The sequence below is a fragment of the Pseudomonas frederiksbergensis genome, assembly GCF_003732275.1.
Classification (GTDB): domain Bacteria; phylum Pseudomonadota; class Gammaproteobacteria; order Pseudomonadales; family Pseudomonadaceae; genus Aquipseudomonas; species Aquipseudomonas frederiksbergensis_H.
On sequence record NZ_MOBM01000004.1, the window covers coordinates 115,719 to 132,728 of the forward strand.

Consider the following 17,010-nt stretch of genomic DNA (forward strand, 5'->3'; position numbering starts at 1 on the left):
AGATCAGCACCCTCAGCCAGGTTGAATCCAGCAACAACGCCCCGCGGTCTCCTGGACCAGGTCGATCCAGTATGCGTGGCCATGCTGCTCCTGCGCGGTGGCCTAGGGCGATGACTAGAACGGTTATGCAGCGTCAGTTGAACATCTGGGTTAGTTTTCAGTCGGCAGAATAGCCTTTACTGGATCAGCTTTCGGTCAGCGGCAACACACTAGGCCAGGAAGTTGTCCGAACCGGACATTCGCTCGTAGCCGCTTACGACTCATAGCGCTCATCACCTCATCCGCCACTGGTATGGATGAGCAAGGCTATGAGAGCCACGAAAGGTGCGAACAGCACCAAGCAGCCGACGGCGAGTGCCAAGCCCTAGGCAAAACCGCTTTCTCCCTTGAAACGACCGCCACTCAGCAGGCGTAGCACGTAAACGCCAATCCGATAAGCCAACAGGTTGATCAAGATTCAAAGATGAAATCCATTTTTGATCCTGGTGCCTCCTGGGACGCTGTAGCGCTACCGTTCCAATGTCTTCGCCATGATGATCGTACGCTCCGATTCGTGAAACTCGTCTCGGATTTTTTTAAAACCAAGCGAAGCATAAAAGCCCTCTGCGGTGATTGAAGAGGGAACGCATAGCAGGTTTAAACCTGCGTTTATGGCGATTGATTGAATCCTCTCCATCAGGTGTCTTCCGATACCCTTTCCTTGATAGCTCGGGTCGACAAACACGCTTCGGACAACGTCCTGATCAAGACTCGCTGTTGCGACGATATGACTGTCGACTGTAGCTACGAGTACCTGACGCTCAGTCAACAAATGAAGGATCGCTAAGGGAGAAAAGCTTTGAGCCACTTGATCAATGATTTCGGATGAGTAGTCCTGAGCATTGGACTCGCGGAGAGTGTTGATGATCGTTCGACTGATAGCCGGCGCATCTGCATTCATAGCGTTTCGAATCAGATAATCCATCAAGATAGCTCCTTCCGTGTCATTGCTTGATCGTAGAAGGATTTGGCCTCACTGACGAAAACGAAAAGCCAATGGCTGCTTTTGGCCCAGAGTGTGTAAAAACGCTTCGCCAAAATTGAAGTGTGCGCGTCTACGTTAAATCTGAAATTTATCGGCACGGCAGCAGATGTGGATCTCGCTGAAAAACGTTTTTACACAGCCTCGACCGATTGTTGCCTGTCGCCAAGGGCAGTAAACGACCCATAGCAGTCGGTTATTTGTGATGGAAAGGTCCTGGACTGATCTCCCGCTCGCGATCGTTTCTCGCATCATTGAGTTTATTTCTTCAGTATGAAGAGATTGGGGTTTTGCCTTGGAACGATCCAAATGTTTCCGCGTCCTGCTTCGGCGTCTAAAACGTTCTGCTCGGTTAGCCTAATGTAAGGCTGATCATTCAGCAAAAACCAGCGCGAACGACGATCGTATTTAACGTTATTTGGACAATTCGTGGACACCACTAACTCATTGTTTTGCGCCATAAGCCGCATGCTGAGGCCGTCGAAAACTGCGGGTTTGTCACGATATCGCTCTTGGACTCGTTCGAGTTCCGCCTTGCTGGCTGCAACTTCACGCATAGCATTTTCGAGTTGTGCGATAAAAGGCTCTTCGGCGGGGCCTTGCAAGGCGGTGCTTTTCGGTTCGATACGATGCCTGTTGGTAGCACCACCCAGTCCTCGAAGTGCATTCCCAATTGCCGTACCTGGCCAATCCGAGTTGTGCCAACCCATGTTCAACATGGCCTGATGCTCGACAGATTGTTCTGGCAACCTAAAACCCTGACGGACAAGTAACTCGCGCGCCATGGCAAGCGATAGCGCTTCGAGTCCTTCGCCATACCCTCCACCTAGGTCGCTGTGGGCTGCTGGGAGCTGCAGTTCCACAATCCGTTGCCCAGGGATTTTCTCTGAGGTGCTCGATACCAAAGGCACAATCGGAAAGGACAGTCGCCGTTCATGTGTGGCCACGAATTGGATCGCTGAGGATGTAGAGGGTGGAATGCTGAGTTGTAGCGAACCTATCTGCCCGGTGCCTACCGTGTCGAACAACAGCGCAAAGCTTCTAGCCCGGTTGTAGAAACTGTCTACCGAAGCTGTACGTAACATCGGCTCGGTTAGATTGAGGAAGTGCCGTGCTGAGGCTGCACCTCGGCTGAAACCGATGGCATAAACGTGTGGCATCTTCCCTTCATTGTGTGTGAATGCTTGCAAGTCTATAAGCGCTTGTTCTGCTCGCTCCCTTGTGCCAGCTCCTGTGGCTCCTTCCCACCAGCGGCGAAGCATGGATACCCGAGTGCCGACGCCGTTGTAATACTTCACCTGGAGCCCGGGTGTTTTGGCTTGACTACCTTCTAGCTCCCGCGACAGCACACCAGGTACCGTGATGGGGCTGTTGCTATCCTCTCGATCATTCCATGTTCCATCAAACACAACTACGAACACAGGCCTTACGTCCATCGAGTCGATTACCAATGGAACGGACTGGTTTTCGAGTGCCGAAAGGCTTGAACTCCACTGATTCATTTCGCGAATCGACAGTGGGATACGACCGCCATCGAAACTGATTCGAGTATCCGGAATCATGTGTCCCTGTTCGATCTCACGAATTAAAGTAATGTCGTTGTTTTGCAGGAGGCAGCTAGAGAAACCTACAACAGGGATCAGTTCGGCCTGTCCTGTCATTGATTCATTTACAGTCTTAGGGGGCGGCACTGATTTTGTCTGTGGAGGAGACGTGCATGAAGCTAGGGTAAGTATCACCGGCAATACGAACAAAGAGCGCATTGTCATAATGGGCGGGTTGACAATTGGCAAGGGAGAATTCCATTTCAAAGAAGAAACCAATGATGTCATATTGCCAAGTGTTTGCTTGCCTGTTTTTTACTTCGGTAAGGCGCGTGTGCGGAGGGTTGAGATGTCCCAGGCAACGTCAATGCCCTGTGTCCTGAGCATCATCGCGAAGCTGCCAAAAGTGATGTGATTCGGAGGAGGTTCCTGGAGATTCTTGCGGCAGGGCCGGTTCGTGAAGTCGAGGTTCGAATGGTCGCTTTTTTGGATTGGTTCGCTGCGACCAATGTCTGCAAAGCCAACACGGACGAGCGTGCTTTGATACGTGAAAGGTCAGTATTTCTTCGAACAGTTACCGTGATTTTCTAACGAGGATGCCAGATGGAATGGTTTGACCCGATGAAGGATTTCTTTGCCCGCCGACAATGGATGAGGAGGGTGCTAAGCGATCGTTTGCCCGAGGTTAGGCTTCGCCTAACGCGGACGGAACAAGCGTCAAAATCATTCCTTGATCCGAGTCCTACGTTTCACATGAGTATCGAATCTCATACCGGGTTAGAGGTAGGGAGTCTTCGCTACGGAGTGAATCCACTCAATGACAGGCTCTATGTGTTCTGGGTCGAGATCCTGGATGAGTATCGACGGCATGGTTACGGCCTAGCCGTACTATGGGCGCTATATCAACAGTATCGCCTGCCGATCGTGCCTAATCACATACGGGGTTCTGCCATAGGCTTTTGGGCAAAGGCGCGCAATGTTTTTCGCAGCGCAGGGGTGACTATTCTTGAAGATCTGCGAGTAAGTGAAATGGATGACGAGAAAGCTCGATGGGCGCACTTGATTCCAGAGCCAGAGCACCTGAGGTTGATTCGCGAGTGTGAAGCCTCACCTGAGTGGACTGCTCGGCACCAGCAGGTATCGTAGTATCTTTTTGATGGGCAACTTTCATCCAGAATCAGTCACTGGGCTGTCGTCCCTGAGTAAGTCGTATCCAACCGAAATCGTAAGCGGTACTGGAGCGGGACGGCAGGTATTGGAGTGGCATAAGATTCTCTGCAGCATCGCGTCTTCGCCTGCAAGGTCACGTGCCTACACCTTCCTTTATTGGCAAACCGTTGGGCATGGGGTAGTTGCTATGGCCCAGCAGATGAAATCGGAGTTATCAGTTCGGAGCCCTGATTGCGAGCATTCCCCACAGCGCGGTCGACCTTGAACCACTCGAAAGCCTCAGCGGGCTCGCCCTGCAACAGCACCATCTGCTCGGCGCGCTCGTTTGGCGTGGCCGGATCCAGCCATTCCCGAGCCAGTTCGGGGCTGAGCGTGACGGGCTGGCGATCGTGAATATCCACCATGCCGCCTTTGCTGTCGGCGGTGATGATTACGAAGCCGTCATATTCATTCGGGCCAAATTCGGCGTTTGGGTATTGGCAGATCGCGGCGCACAGGATTGGTGCCCGGTCTTTCCGGCGGATCAGGTAAGGCTGCTTTTTCGGTCCGCCTTCATCAACCCATTCGAACCAGTTGTTGATGGCGATGATTGCTCGGTGTGGCCAGATCGCTTTGAAGAACGGTCCATGGGCGACTTTTTCAACCCGGGCATTGATCGGCGCCGCGGGTCTTTGGCCCAGTGTGGCCGCCATCCCCAGCGCACCATGTCGGCACGGAGAAACTGACCTTCCTGGTGAAAGAGGGCGAGCTGAGTGGTTGGTGCGGCGTTGTAGAGTTCGAAAGGCTGGTCGCCTGCATAATTGATCAGGGCGTTGGGCATGCTCAGCGCCGCGACAAAGTCGTGAATGCCGCTGTATTGGGAAAGACGTCCGCACATGGGTCAGGTCCTCCAGCCGTGCTTTCAGCGTAGACCAGCCCTTGGCTGCTTGATGACGAAGCCTTGCCCAGAGCAGGTAGCGCAATCGTCTCTTCGGTCAAAGCGATCGAGACAAACGGGGCAGGTTCTGAACCTGGCCAGATCCATAAACGGCCGCATCTTTTCGTAGGCGGCTAGCTCGCGACCTTCCAGGGCTACCTGCGCCGCGTCGACCAAGGCGCGATACATGTCGGGATCGTCAATCGACGTGTAAATCACCCCAAGAATCATCCGGCCCGTCTCGATGAGGTCGAAACGTCGACCATCGGGCAGGGTCAGCGTCAGGTCTTCGATGCGTGCCGTGACACCCGAGGGGTTGAAAACGAGATTTGCTCCGCGGCTGTCGCTATAGATCTTGCCGTCGTAGGTAGTTCGAACTTCGTCCTTGTTGTCCCTACTTGCATGGAAAATGGTCTGCCTGATTTTCCCAAGTATCAGAGCACCATCGCAGGCCACGACATCATAGGATGATGCGCCACAATAGCGGGCAGGATGGCTCTGCAGTTCTTCCACGGCATGCCAGTACGCAGCGTTGGCCATTTCATCCATGTCGTATCGCTCGAGCGTATTGATCAGCCCCTCGGCGACCAAGGTAGAGGTCATGGCGTGAAGGTGCTGTCGGTGCGCCTCGGGGTTCCGCATTCGAAAGTCGTGGTCGTCAAGGGTCGAGCGCCACTGCTGAAGTCTCAGCGCTTTAGCCTGGTCGAAATTCATGAGGACGGGTTCGCTGTACAAGTGCTGGTTGTATGTACAGTAATTGAGGTTCGATGATGGTGGCGAGGATGATGCGACGAGCTGTAGGATTTTGGGTGGTGTACGGTCGGCAGGATCTCAGATAGGCGTCAATTGGTCGTTTCCTCCGCCAGCTGGTAAGGAGCTATCTATTCTTAATAGATGAGAAATCCGCTGACTCTAAGGACAAAATTGATGATCACCCGTCTTGAGCTACGCCACCTCATTGAGTGTGGTTTCCTGCCTCTTTCCTGCAGCTGTACCGTCAACCCGGATGGCTCACTGATGATCAAGATATTCGACCCAATAACCGGGTGCGTCGAATTACTGGTCACAGGAGTGTCGACCGCAAGCCTAGTGTCCAGTCAAGCGATTGCCAGTCTGATTGACGAACTGAGTAGCGAAATGGTCGCCAGGAAAATAGCCTTTCGCGTGATGCGGCAGTTCGAACCTGCCTCCTTATAAGGGAAGGGCGTATTACCTTCCACATTCAACACAGTGATGCGTCAGCGGTGTCGGAGGCGCATATGACCTACGACGTGAACATTGATCAATACTGCCTGCAATGCGAGGTGACTTCGTTGCTGGATGTGCCGCCCGATCCGTGGGCCACCACCAGCGATTGGGACGCCTATGGCTATCGGGAACTGGAGTTTCGAGTGGTATCGGGTCAGGTGTATGACGACAGCGGCATGGCCAGTGACGCCGGGCGCAACGCCTGCGCGGCACTGGCCGAACAATATGCCGAGTTCATTGAAGAAGAACTGTGGCGGCAAATTGAGGCCGAGCGACAGGATGTCGCTTAAATCCCGTTTGACCTCGGCGGGTAGTGAAAGGGCAAATTACGCACAATGTGGATATGGACTGTTGGTGAAATTGTGACCGGCTACTTTCGACCCAGGCTGTGTGAAAACACCCCCCGAGCAGTTCAAGACCTGCGGTTTAAAACAGTATGAATCGATAGTGAGCTTTCTAGGGCGGGAGCCCTCGCTCGTTGCGGTACTCCGAGCAGCAATGGCTGGGCTCACTCATAAAATTTACCAGCCAGCAAAATGGCCGCACAGCGTTGCCATACGTTTGATATACAGGCACTCACAGGGGAACTGCGTGAGCTGGCAGTCGCCCACGCTGCGGCAGCATCAAGAAAAGTATCAATAGAGTCGTTTTCCCATCTCAACGCCCCCGGTCCATAGGGAGACGACGGAGAGGTCTTCTCCAGCAAACGCTCCTCGGCGAAATCCATACCTAGAGCTTCAATGAAGCCGATGAATGATTGTTCGTCGTCTACGGTTTTCAATAGCTCATCAAGATTTATGGACATGGTGACCTTGGAAGTGCGTAATAGCGAAGGAGTAAACTCTCACTATGCTGCTATGCCACGAGATGAGGGGCAAGCTTACGTCCTCTTTGGGCCACCTAGCACCGTCAGCAGAGAGCAGTTTCATTTACCTTCGCTCGATTCAGCAATGTAGAGCAGTGAGGCAATGGTTCATACACCATTGCGCGCTGACATCCGCATGACTTCAAAATGCCTCCATTCCGTCATATTTTTGCAATGAAAACATGCGAGTTTTGTCGGCAGAAATAGGACGTAACAGTATGTTTCAGCACGCTAAAGCGCTGTTTTAATTATGGAAAATGGATTTTAAGGAAAGCCGATGTCGATGTTTTGTCAGATCATGGATAAATCTGAGAGTGGTGGGTGCGGGTGCAAGATCCCATCCAGTGTGTTAACGAGGATTCTGTCGCAAACTGCAGCAGCCAATACGGTTTCGGATGACAAGGTGGTATTGGGCTTTGAGTCTTCTGACGATTGCGCCGTCTATGACGCAGGTGAAAAATATCTTTTATTCACCACCGATTTTTTCTCCCCGATAGTCAACGATCCTTATGTCTTCGGCCAATTGGCAGCCAGCAATGCTGTAAGCGATATCTTTGCTTCAGGCGGGAGTCCGCTTATTGCCAACTCGATCATGGCGTTCGACCCGGAACTGGTTTCGGTCGAGCAAGCAACGCAGATGATCCTTGGCGCCCAGTCGGTGATGAACAAGTTCAATGTCAGCATCGTCGGTGGTCATACGATCAAGAACAGCCAGCCCTTGTACGGCTTCTCGATCATTGGTGAGGTGGAAAAACACCGTTTGAAGAAAAATAACACGGCCAGGGCCGGTGATTTGCTGGTCATGACGCGTCCGATCGGTGTCGGCATCCTCGCCAATGCCCTGAAGACCGGAGTGATTGAACAAGAGGATATTGCTGCGTCGACGCTTGCCCAGATTACCGGCGACAACGCGTTTGGCCGCACGCTGAGCGAAAGTCCTGAGGTTAGCAGTTTGACTGATATCACGGGGTTCGGTTTGATCGGCCATATCAGTGAGATGGTCGGGCTGGGGCAACTGGATGTTGACCTGGATACAAGCGGTCTGGTTTTTTATGACGGCACAGAGTCATTGGCGGTGGCGGTGACTTCGGCTGACAGCGGTATTTTCTCTAACATTAAAAAGTACGCGCAGAACGTGGAGTACCTGGCTGATCTTCCATTAGCTAGAAAGTTTCTGTTGCATGACCCGCAAACGAATGGCGGTTTGCTGTTCACTGTGAGTGCCGAAGGGTTTGAAAAGAACCGTCAGAAGTGGCAGGCGCTTTGCCCTGATCTGATTGTTATCGGTCGGATGACGGAAGGGACCGGCAAGATCAAGGTCTGCTGAGATGGTAGCCGTGACAATCTACCCGGTTATGGTCGGTGTGGGCGTGATGGCTGGTTTCATGTCAGGTCTGTTCGGTATCGGTGGGGGCATCATCGTGACGCCCCTGTTGGTGCTGATTTACCCGATATTGTCCGGTCAGAAACTGCCGATTGAAGTCGTGACGGGGCTGTCTTCCGCACAAGGCTTCTTTTCGTCCCTCGTGTCGTTCGCGCTGCACCGCATCAAGTTTCAGCCGGATTGGCGAGTGATCAGAAGCTTTGCCGTACCGATGGCTGTCGCCAACTTTTTTGCCTCGCTCCATGCTGATGCATTCAGCGAAAACTTCATTCTGTTCGTCTTCGGACTGCTGGGGTTGATGTCGTTGTTGGTGACGTACCTGTTCCATAAACCGGTGGCCCTGTTGTGCAACCATCAATCGCTGTCGTTGCCACTGATAGGGCTGGTGCTTGGCGTATTGTGCGGGCTGGTCGGGCAGGGCGGCGGGTTCATCTACCTGCCTGTACTGATCAGCTTGTTTGGTCTGCAGATAAAGCAGGCCATTTCGACCTCGGCGCTGATCGGTATCATCGGAGCAAGTGGGGCGTTATTCGGCAGAGTGGGTTCAACCATGGATTTTCTCGGCTACACCGGTGAATTGGTACTGGGGATATTGGTGGGTGGTTTCCTCGGAGCCATGCTTTCTCATCGGCTGGACTCGAGGCATCTGAAACAGGCGCTGAATGCTTTCGTTTTGCTGTGCTCGATCCAGCTCATGCTGCGCTTGCTTATTTGACCTGTGAGTCTCTGTTCGCATTTTGCGAGCAGCATCCTGAATGACATAAAACAGAAAACTGGAAGTGTTTGATATGGATATTGCTGTGGATGCAGTTTATGCCGACGTCTGTGGTTCGGCACCGGTTTCAATGGGTGTCAGCAACATGCTTCAGGCGTTGTTTTCGACCCGCCAATGCGCCAACCCCAATGCCAATCACGCCCTCGGCGTTCAGTTGCTCGAACGAGTCGAACGGGCGCGTGGCAGCATCGCCAGCCTTTTGAAAGTGGACGCCGACTGCCTGATTTTCAACAGCGGCTCCAGTGAGGGCTGTACCCAGGTGTTTCATAATTTTTTCGAACGCTACAAACATGAGCAACCCTTGGTGCTGTACTCAGCGATCGAACACTCCTGCACCCTGCAGAACATAAACCGCTACGGTCTGGAAGGCCTGCAAGTCATAGCGATCGGGCATCAAATGAACGGACTGCTCGACACTGAACAATTGGAGCAGTTGCTCCGTGCCCATGCAGGTCGCCCGACATTGGTTTGCGTTATGGCAGTGCATAACGAAACCGGCGTGATTCAACCGATCGAAGCAATCGCCCGACAAGTGAAGGCTGGGGGTGGTTTGCTGTTTTCGGACATGACCCAGGCCATCGGCAAAATCCCTGTGGATCTGCACGCATCCGGCGTTGATTTCGCCATTGCGTCAGGACACAAGTTCGGGGCGTTGCCCGGTGCCGGTTTTCTGTACGCCAGAAACCGCTACGGTTTGTCGCCATTAATTGTTGGCGGCGGCCAGGAAGGCGGGTTGCGCGGTGGTACTCAGAACTATCCGGGCATTCTTTCGATTGAAACCGCGTTGCAGGAGAAACAGCACAAGTACGGCAACGGTAAAGTCGCGGTACAACAGAGCCGGGAAACGTTTGAACGTACGCTGCAAGCGATGCTGGGCGAAGTGGTCGTGATCGGTCAGCAAGCACCGCGTGTACCTTGTGTGAGTTTTATTGCATTGCCGGGCGTCAATACAAAAAAACTGCAGCGGGCCTTGAACACGCAGTCGATCTACATAACCGGTGGGTCGGCATGCTCGGACAAGACACTCAGCCTGTCCAACACGGTTACACAACTGGGATATTCCGACCGGATCGCCGGGGCCACGGTGCGCATTTCCATCGACGAAGAACAGTGTCAATTCGCGTATGAGCGGATTCTGGAGGGTATCGCTCAAGCGCTGAAGCTGTCTTCGACTGTCTCGGCGGCTCACGCTGTGGCCCACGTGTTATGAGGGTGGTGACCTCAGGCTCGGCGTACCTGGACATCGACGCGTATGCCTGCTGCATTGCGTACGCCGAGCTGTTGAATCACCAAGGCGTTGATGCTCGGGCCGTCAGTAGCGCCCCGCGCAATGTCAGCATCTCCAGGACTGTGCTCGGATGGCAATCATCTCTGGACGATTATCTGCCGAGAGCGGGTGATGAGTTCGTGTTGGTGGATGTCTCCGACTACCACTATTTCGACCCGGTGGTGGTTCTTGAACAGGTGGTGGAAGTCATTGACCATCACCCAGGCTTTGAAAACTATTGGGCGCAGAAGCTCGGATCTGCGGCAGACATCCTGCCGATCGGCGCAGCGGCGACTCTGATTTTTCAGCGTTGGGAAGCGATAGAGCTGTTGCCGCTAATCAGCGAAAAAAGTGCTGCGTTGCTGGCCACGGCAATTCTGGACAATACCCTGAATTTCACAGGGCAGTTGACCACCCAATCGGATATCCGGGCTTATGAAGTCCTCGCACGGCGGGCGAAACTGGAAGCGGACTGGCCCGAGCGGTACTTCTCCGAGTGTCAAGCCACTATCGAGTCAGACCTGATTGGTGCGTTGGCGGTTGATATGAAGCGGCTGAAAGCCGATAGCAACCTGCCGCAGGTTTTCGCGCAGATGGCGGTGTGGGATGCCAGTGCGCTGATTCGAACGCATCGTTCAACGATCGGTCACTGGCTGGCGGCGCAGGGTGGAGACTGGCTGTTGAACGTCATCAGCATCCGCGAGTGCAAAAGCTACTTTCTGGCTGAGCCCTTGGTCAGCCAACAAAAGTTGAGCCATTTGCTGTCGATCGAATGGCAGGCCGGAATGGCTGTGCTTGAGCGCTCGCTGCTACGTAAGGAACTGTTGAAGTTGGGGTTGGCCCGCATCTCCGTTGTGAGTAAACCGCCTCTGGTTTTGTAGCCACATCGAAGGGCTGCTTTTGGCCGATTGTGTTGAAAAAGTCGGCTTCGGTTTCCACAGCAGAAAAGTACGCGTCTGAGATTGAAATCCGTGTTTTGCGCAGAAGGTTCAGGACTTGGATTTGACGTAGCAGCGTGCAAAAAAGGCGCTTTTACCGCTCAACGCATGGGTAGGCGGGTCGGGTCGACTTTTTCAACACAATCGGCCGATTTCTGCCTGTCGCCATCGTCAGCTTTGGGTCGTTCCAAGTCATACAGCCGCCAATCATCCGCCCCGTGAAAGGCTTCGTTGGAAACCTTTTCTGATAGCGCTGAAGGGCGCACGTGTCAGTAAGACGCATGCACGGGCTTTCCCTTATGGTTCTAACATCGTCGAAGATCAGCGCCATGGGCCGGCAGTGCCCAGGGCAGGATGCCTTCCTAGCATTCACAAGTTCGGTGTGTGCTGCGGGCAAGATGAGGGCTTAGTTAACCATCACCTCGTCCAGTGCCTGCTCGAGGGTGCTGACCGTGCGCTCGATATTGTGCAGCTTTTCGAGTCCGAACAGACCGATGCGGAAGGTCTGGAAGTCGGCCGGCTCGTCGCATTGCAATGGCACTCCGGCGGCGATCTGTAGGCCGCAGTTGGCAAATTTCTTACCGCTCTTAATGTCGGCATCATCGGTGTAGCTCACCACTACGCCAGGGGCCTGAAAGCCGGCTGCGGCCACGCTTTTGATGCCTTTGCCGGTCAACATTGCGCGCACCCGATCGCCTAGAGCCTGTTGTTCGCCGCGGACCTTGTCGAAACCGTAGGCTTGCGTCTCTTTCATCACTTCGTTAAATCGCGCGAGGGAATCGCTGGGCATGGTCGCATGGTAGGCATGTCCGCCCTGTTCGTAGGCCTGCATGATCTGAAGCCATTTTTTCAGGTCGCAGGCGAAGCTGCTGCTATGCGTCTGTTCGATGCGCTCGAGGGCCAAAGAACTGAGCATCACCAGGGCGCAGCAAGGGGAGGCGCTCCAGCCTTTCTGCGGTGCGCTGATCAGCAGGTCGACTGCGCATTTCTGCATATCAACCCAAAGCGTGCCTGAGGCGATGCAGTCCAGCACGAACAGGCCACCCACCGCATGCACGGCGTCGCCGACGGCCCGCAGGTACTCGTCGGGCAGGATAATCCCTGATGAGGTTTCAACGTGGGGGGCGAAGACAATCTGCGGCTTCTGCGCCTGAATGGCTGCCAGCACTTCGTCCAGAGGGGGTGGGGCGTAGGCAGCCTGGCGACCAGTGTCGACCGGTCGGGCTTTCAGCACCGTGGTGGCCGCCGGGATGTTGCCCATCTCAAGGATCTGGCTCCAGCGATAACTGAACCAGCCGTTGCGTATCACCAGGCATTGCTGGTCGGTGGCAAACTGTCGCGCCACCGCTTCCATGCCGAATGTGCCGCTGCCCGGGACCACCGCAAGAGCCTGGGCGTTGTAGACCTGTTTCAGGGTCCTGGAAATGTTCTTCATCACGCCTTGAAATGACTGCGACATGTGGTTGAGCGAGCGGTCGGTGTAGACCACTGAGTACTCGACCAGCCCCTCGGGATCGATACTGGGATATAGCTTTGACATGGGGTGACTCCTTTGGCAGAGATCTCAGTGGTATCGACCCTGCCCTAAGCCTTGGCAAATGACAAGATTGCTCGGGATTGAATTGCGACTTCTGTCGAACGGCTGGCATCATCAGGTCGATTACTGGACGTAGCAATGCTCGCAGGTGGGCTGCTGAGTTGTGGGAGGGTGGGCCTTAAAGGTTTTTACCTCCTTACGTTCGGTCGATAACGACCAGTTACGAAGGGCAGCAGCCGACCCATAGCTGCCTTACAGCTTTCCCAAAAGCGGACATTCATTCCTGGATTCCGGCTAGGGGCTGGCTAAGTAGGGAGAACTGAGGGTTACACGGAAGGGAACCGCACTTGGGCTGCAAGTATGCGTCCAGCCAGCACCGTCTAGACGCACGACAGTGTTAGACGCAAAGTAGTCCCCACCAAATTTTAGTGGGGGACTATCTTGGGGGAGAGTTGGCCTTGGCCGGTTCCTTAGCCGTTTGGCGAAGCCGAATATCCCCTGCTGGCCTTTAGCGCTGACGCTGTGCCAGTTCGGCGATGACTCGTTCCAGCGGAGTTGTTCCTGCCCATTCTATCGCGCCGGGATCGCTCTTGATGTCGATATGCGAGCAATTGAGGCCACGGGTCATTTCGGTGAAACCAGCAAGGGCGGCCGTTGAGAAATGGGCATCCGCCAGCGCTTTGTGCCACTCAGCTTCCAGAAGGACTACCAAGTCGACAGGCTTATCGAGCGTGGCGGAAACGATAGCGGCGATATCGTTCGGGGCATAGTCTTTGGGCCCCGAGAGTGTGACAACGGAGGTCCCCGTCCTTTCTTCCAGCAGCAAAGCAGCTGCGGTGCTGCCGACATCCACAGTCGCCACCATCGGGAGAGGGCGCTGTGGTGGTGCCAGAAACGTCGGCAGCGTGCCGCTGCGCACGGCCTGTCCGACCATCGGCATCCAGTTCTCCATGAAATAAGCCGCGCGCAGGAAGATGGTCGAAACACCGGTTTCACCCAAACGCTGCTCGAACATGCGGTTCATCCTGATCCATCCAGTTCCGCGTTCACGGTCGGCACCCACCGAGGAAAGAGCCACAAGCCTGGGTACGTCCGCCGCAACCGCAGCGCGCGCCGTGGTATCGGCAATCAAGTATGCCCTCTCGAACAGATCTTCACGGTTGTAGTGCTGAGGGCTGACGACATAGGCTCCCTGGACCTGACTGAGCGCCTTGGTCATAGAGGCTAGGTCTGTCAGATCGGCCACGGCAACCTCTGCGCCGCGTTGGGCCCACGGCCGACCCTTGACTGAGTCACGCACCACGACGCGCACTGGGTGGCCGGAACGCAAAAGCGCATCGGCAGCAGCGGCGCCAGTACGGCCGGTTACGCCGAACACAACGTAAGGGAGCGAGGAAGCAGTCATACAAAAATCTCCTATTCAGATGAACCAGAATGGTGCATGGTTGCTCGGTATGCATCAATGACATGAAAGTAATAGTGAAAATGCACCAAGTGGATTTATCTACAGTCGACCTCAACCTGTTAAAGCTGTTCGAAGCACTCGTTCGGGAGCGAAGTGTCACCCGGGCGGGCCTCCGATTGGGCTTGAGCCAACCGGCTGCCAGCCGCGCGCTGGGGCGACTGCGTACGATGTTGGGTGATCGCCTGGTGGTCCGCGGCAAGCTCGGGCTGGAACTGACGCCACGCGGTGAAACGCTGGCAGGTCCAGTGGCCAGGCTGCTGGACGATGCCCGAGGCATCGTCTCGCCTGCCGTCTTCGATCCCGCGTCTGCAACGGGTCGGATCACGATCGCCGCGCACGACCACCTGAGTCTGGTGGTCCTTGCCGGGTTGATCGCCCGCTTCGAGCGCCATGCCCCTGCGCTAAGTCTCCATATCGCGCAACCTGCTGGGGACAACGTGCGGCTTGTCGAGCAGGGGGGCGCAGATCTGGCACTGGGCATTTTCGAGGCACTGCCCGGCAGTCTCCATCGGCGCGGCCTTTACGCCGACAGCTTGGTGTGCGTGGTGAGGTCCGATCACCCCGGTGTGGCAGACGGACTCAGCTTGGAGCGTTATGTGACCTTGCGCCACGTTACCGTGACCATTTCCGGCGTGGGAGAGAGTGCGGTTGACGTCGCCCTCTCGACACTGGGGCTCACTCGCCACGTCGCGCTGCGAGTTCCCCACTTTCTTGCTGGTGCGATGTTGGTGGCGGATAGCGACATGATTCTCACGTTGCCAAGCCGTTTGGCGCGCCGACTTGCGGAAAGGCTCCCGCTCGTGCTCCTAGATCTGCCGCTACAAGTTGCTCCTTTGTCGCCAGCCATGATTTGGCACGAGCGCTTCCATGGCGACCCTGCCCATGTCTGGGTCAGGCAACAGCTTGTCGACGTCGTTGCGTCATTCAATACGGTCGGGTAAATACCGCCGACTTCATCCCACGTATACTCCGCGCTGCCGCCTAACCTCCTGAGACACCCCATGGTTACGCACCGTCGCGGCGATCTGCTGCCCAGCCGCTACTCGATCGCCGGCTTCCACGGCACCAGGCTGAACCGCACGCCGTCTTCGAGCATGGCATAACGTCAACCGGCAAGCATGATGCTGCGGCGCACACGCTGCCGTCAGCCACCGGCTGATTTTGTTGAAAAAGTCGGCTTCGGTTTCCACGGTAGAAAAGCACGCGCCTGAGATTGAAATCTGTGTTTTGCGCAGAAGGTTCAGGGCTCAGATTTGACGTAGCAGCGTGCGAAAAAGGCGTTTCACCGCTCAATGCATGGCTAGCCAAGCCGGGTCGACTTTTTCAACACAATCGGCCAAAAACGGCCAGTCGTCTAAAATCAAAGGTGGCACACATGCCTTCACTGCTTTGTAAGTACCAACCCTCAGCAATATCCGCATTTTCGCTTGCGCAAGCTGGTAGAAATCATCCTGAAACCTTACTTTGTGAACAAGCCTTCTCGAGTAACGAGCACGACCTTTTGATCTGTTCTAAGTGCGTCAGTCGACGAGGGAGTTCTTTCGTCTCCAAAGCGCTAGCCTTTCACTCGTTGATGCCAGGGATGCCCTTATGCAAGCTGCTCCTCCGACGCAAACCGAAAATTTGGATTTAGAGAACTGCACACTAGATCAAATCGTTGATGTGCTTTGTGCCGGCAACCCGATTAATCTCCCCAGGGCGCCGGCACATTTGCTCTAGACCTTGAAGACGCTCGCCTTGCAATGCAATTTTATGCACGTCGGCGCGATCTCTGGGCCCCGGCAAAATTAGTTTCAGCTAGTGAGGTCGATCAACTTCTCGATGCCATTGGCGAGCCGCAACCGCATGTAACGCGTAGCCATACAGCAAATGCTGGTGCTTCACGTCCTTGTTGGCGAATTCAGGAGTTTAGAGCCCATCGCTTTGCAGGGCTTCAGCGTCACTGCGACTCGGCCGGTAAAGCACCTGAGGTTTTGACCCTTCGACTTGACCGTGACGTTACCTGCATCTGGGGGTTCAACGGCGCCGGTAAATCTGCATTGCAGAGTGCAATCATGTGGTGCCTAACTGGTAAGGCACACCGTTCTCAACACAAGCCATCTGAAGTACACAATCCAATCACTGTCGACGTAATTTCAGTAAACGGCGAAAGTGGCAGCAATAGCAGTTTCACTCTACCCGTGATCGTCCCATTACCTTCGGCGTCAGATCTTTCGATTTTAGGCGATCGCCCCGCATGTGACACATGGGTGGAACTGGATCTGCGGGATCAAGATGGAAACAACGTGACCGTCCGGCGCGAGTTGAAGCGAACCCCCAAAGGGGCTGTTTCCGTGAGCGTAAGTGGCTTAGACGATCTGGGCCTGCCACAGTGGGCAGTCGAAGCCGGCACGTTAATGCCTGCCATCGCTGCAAATATGCGCTTCGATGAGAAAACAAGTTTTGCCGAAGCAATCGCTCAACTAACAGGTTTACGACCATTGCAGGATCTGGGCATGCGTTTGCCACGCCTCGTCCGACGTTTGGAAAAGGACGACACTGACACTGCCACGGATGCCAAAGATACTGCTCGTAATCATTTCATAGACAGCAAAGGTTCGTTTCTTGATGCTTGGCGTGTACAGAGTGAAACGCTTGGCCCTGAACCAGATTTACTGACCCCCGACAAGTCTAGCCCTGAACTAAATTGCAGAAGTTCGATCGCTGTCGTCCGTGAGAAGCTCGTCCAGCATCAAGCAAGTGGTCTGACGGATATTGAGACGATTCTTGGAAGCACTATCTCACTGTCAACGCCCGAGCGTAGTCAGGCCCTACTCAGCCAGCTCGCTTTGGCAAGAGAGCAATTGAGCGGCGCTGCTCTGAAAGGGCTTCCCTCTCTTC

14 protein-coding genes and 2 pseudogenes are annotated in these 17,010 nt (G+C 54.7%); 9 read left to right on the plus strand and 7 right to left on the minus strand.

The annotated features are described in order from the left end of the window. Nucleotides 1-508 precede the first annotated feature (508 nt). Nucleotides 509-964 (minus strand): GNAT family N-acetyltransferase, encoded by a 456-nt coding sequence (locus BK662_RS02575; RefSeq protein WP_123356432.1) that lies wholly within the window; start codon nt 962-964, stop codon nt 509-511. Between the two features lie 317 nt (nt 965-1,281). Further along, nucleotides 1,282-2,814: a phospholipase effector Tle1 domain-containing protein gene (locus BK662_RS02580; protein ID WP_185047067.1), complete on the minus strand. Its 1,533-nt coding sequence runs from the start codon at nt 2,812-2,814 to the stop codon at nt 1,282-1,284. A gap of 354 nt (nt 2,815-3,168) precedes the next feature. On the opposite strand from BK662_RS02580, the gene BK662_RS02585 reads away from it, so the two are divergent. Then, on the plus strand, nt 3,169-3,711 hold the full coding sequence (locus tag BK662_RS02585; protein ID WP_123356436.1) for an N-acetyltransferase: 543 nt from the start codon (nt 3,169-3,171) through the stop codon (nt 3,709-3,711). A 209-nt stretch (nt 3,712-3,920) separates the two neighbouring features. Here the strand turns inward: BK662_RS02585 and BK662_RS02590 are convergent. Both BK662_RS02590 and BK662_RS02595 read right to left on the minus strand, forming a co-directional pair. Further along, nucleotides 3,921-4,612: pseudogene (locus tag BK662_RS02590) on the minus strand (SOS response-associated peptidase). Nucleotides 4,613-4,636: 24 nt separating this feature from the next. Next, nucleotides 4,637-5,365: a hypothetical protein gene (locus BK662_RS02595; protein WP_123356438.1), complete on the minus strand. Its 729-nt coding sequence runs from the start codon at nt 5,363-5,365 to the stop codon at nt 4,637-4,639. A 213-nt stretch (nt 5,366-5,578) separates the two neighbouring features. Between BK662_RS02595 and BK662_RS02600 the strand changes: the two genes are divergently transcribed. Together BK662_RS02600 and BK662_RS02605 are read left to right on the plus strand one after the other, a co-directional pair. Continuing rightward, nucleotides 5,579-5,848 (plus strand): DUF1652 domain-containing protein, encoded by a 270-nt coding sequence (locus BK662_RS02600; RefSeq protein ID WP_123356440.1) that lies wholly within the window; start codon nt 5,579-5,581, stop codon nt 5,846-5,848. Nucleotides 5,849-5,910: 62 nt separating this feature from the next. Next, nucleotides 5,911-6,189 carry a hypothetical protein gene (locus BK662_RS02605; protein WP_123356442.1) on the plus strand — a complete coding sequence of 93 codons (279 nt, stop codon included), beginning with the start codon at nt 5,911-5,913 and terminating at the stop codon, nt 6,187-6,189. 218 nt (nt 6,190-6,407) lie between these two features. Here BK662_RS02605 and BK662_RS02610 read toward each other — a convergent pair whose 3' ends face one another. Next, nucleotides 6,408-6,704, minus strand: coding sequence for a DUF7660 family protein (locus tag BK662_RS02610; protein WP_123356444.1), 297 nt, complete (start codon nt 6,702-6,704; stop codon nt 6,408-6,410). A gap of 337 nt (nt 6,705-7,041) precedes the next feature. Here BK662_RS02610 and selD point away from each other — a divergent pair, with 337 nt between their 5' ends. The 4 genes from selD (at nt 7,042) to BK662_RS02630 (ending at nt 11,071) form a co-directional block, all read left to right on the plus strand. Beyond that, complete coding sequence (selD, locus tag BK662_RS02615) at nt 7,042-8,091, plus strand: selenide, water dikinase SelD (RefSeq protein ID WP_123356446.1); 1,050 nt, start codon at nt 7,042-7,044, stop codon at nt 8,089-8,091. 1 nt (nt 8,092) lies between these two features. Beyond that, complete coding sequence (locus tag BK662_RS02620) at nt 8,093-8,863, plus strand: sulfite exporter TauE/SafE family protein (protein ID WP_123356449.1); 771 nt, start codon at nt 8,093-8,095, stop codon at nt 8,861-8,863. A 73-nt stretch (nt 8,864-8,936) separates the two neighbouring features. After that, complete coding sequence (locus BK662_RS02625; RefSeq protein WP_123356451.1) at nt 8,937-10,133, plus strand: cysteine desulfurase family protein; 1,197 nt, start codon at nt 8,937-8,939, stop codon at nt 10,131-10,133. After that, entirely contained in the window at nt 10,130-11,071 is a 942-nt protein-coding gene (locus BK662_RS02630; protein ID WP_123356453.1) for a DHH family phosphoesterase, read from the plus strand. The genes BK662_RS02625 and BK662_RS02630 overlap by 4 nt, the downstream gene beginning before the upstream one ends. Before the next feature lie 463 nt (nt 11,072-11,534). Here the strand turns inward: BK662_RS02630 and BK662_RS02640 are convergent, their stop codons facing one another. Beyond that, nucleotides 11,535-12,668, minus strand: a complete 1,134-nt coding sequence (locus tag BK662_RS02640; protein ID WP_123356457.1) for an aminotransferase class V-fold PLP-dependent enzyme — start codon at nt 12,666-12,668, stop codon at nt 11,535-11,537. A 505-nt stretch (nt 12,669-13,173) separates the two neighbouring features. Further along, complete coding sequence (locus BK662_RS02645; protein WP_123356459.1) at nt 13,174-14,070, minus strand: NmrA family NAD(P)-binding protein; 897 nt, start codon at nt 14,068-14,070, stop codon at nt 13,174-13,176. A 62-nt stretch (nt 14,071-14,132) separates the two neighbouring features. Here BK662_RS02645 and BK662_RS02650 point away from each other — a divergent pair, with 62 nt between their 5' ends. Beyond that, nucleotides 14,133-15,071 carry a LysR family transcriptional regulator gene (locus tag BK662_RS02650; protein WP_221179089.1) on the plus strand — a complete coding sequence of 313 codons (939 nt, stop codon included), beginning with the start codon at nt 14,133-14,135 and terminating at the stop codon, nt 15,069-15,071. Between the two features lie 801 nt (nt 15,072-15,872). Beyond that, nucleotides 15,873-16,442: pseudogene (locus BK662_RS35115) on the plus strand (AAA family ATPase); the annotation flags it as partial. Between the last annotated feature and the right edge of the window lie 568 nt (nt 16,443-17,010).

Coding starts and splice junctions, on each gene's coding strand:
- selD (WP_123356446.1), top strand. CDS start 7,042: ATGTCGATGTTTTGTCAGATCATGGATAAATCTGAGAGTGGTGGGTGC.
- BK662_RS02640 (WP_123356457.1), bottom strand. CDS start 12,668: ATGTCAAAGCTATATCCCAGTATCGATCCCGAGGGGCTGGTCGAGTAC.
- BK662_RS02610 (WP_123356444.1), bottom strand. CDS start 6,704: ATGTCCATAAATCTTGATGAGCTATTGAAAACCGTAGACGACGAACAA.
- BK662_RS02625 (WP_123356451.1), top strand. CDS start 8,937: ATGGATATTGCTGTGGATGCAGTTTATGCCGACGTCTGTGGTTCGGCA.
- BK662_RS02650 (WP_221179089.1), top strand. CDS start 14,133: ATGAAAGTAATAGTGAAAATGCACCAAGTGGATTTATCTACAGTCGAC.
- BK662_RS02595 (WP_123356438.1), bottom strand. CDS start 5,365: ATGAATTTCGACCAGGCTAAAGCGCTGAGACTTCAGCAGTGGCGCTCG.
- BK662_RS02575 (WP_123356432.1), bottom strand. CDS start 964: ATGGATTATCTGATTCGAAACGCTATGAATGCAGATGCGCCGGCTATC.
- BK662_RS02630 (WP_123356453.1), top strand. CDS start 10,130: ATGAGGGTGGTGACCTCAGGCTCGGCGTACCTGGACATCGACGCGTAT.
- BK662_RS02645 (WP_123356459.1), bottom strand. CDS start 14,070: ATGACTGCTTCCTCGCTCCCTTACGTTGTGTTCGGCGTAACCGGCCGT.
- BK662_RS02600 (WP_123356440.1), top strand. CDS start 5,579: ATGATCACCCGTCTTGAGCTACGCCACCTCATTGAGTGTGGTTTCCTG.
- BK662_RS02585 (WP_123356436.1), top strand. CDS start 3,169: ATGGAATGGTTTGACCCGATGAAGGATTTCTTTGCCCGCCGACAATGG.
- BK662_RS02605 (WP_123356442.1), top strand. CDS start 5,911: ATGACCTACGACGTGAACATTGATCAATACTGCCTGCAATGCGAGGTG.
- BK662_RS02620 (WP_123356449.1), top strand. CDS start 8,093: ATGGTAGCCGTGACAATCTACCCGGTTATGGTCGGTGTGGGCGTGATG.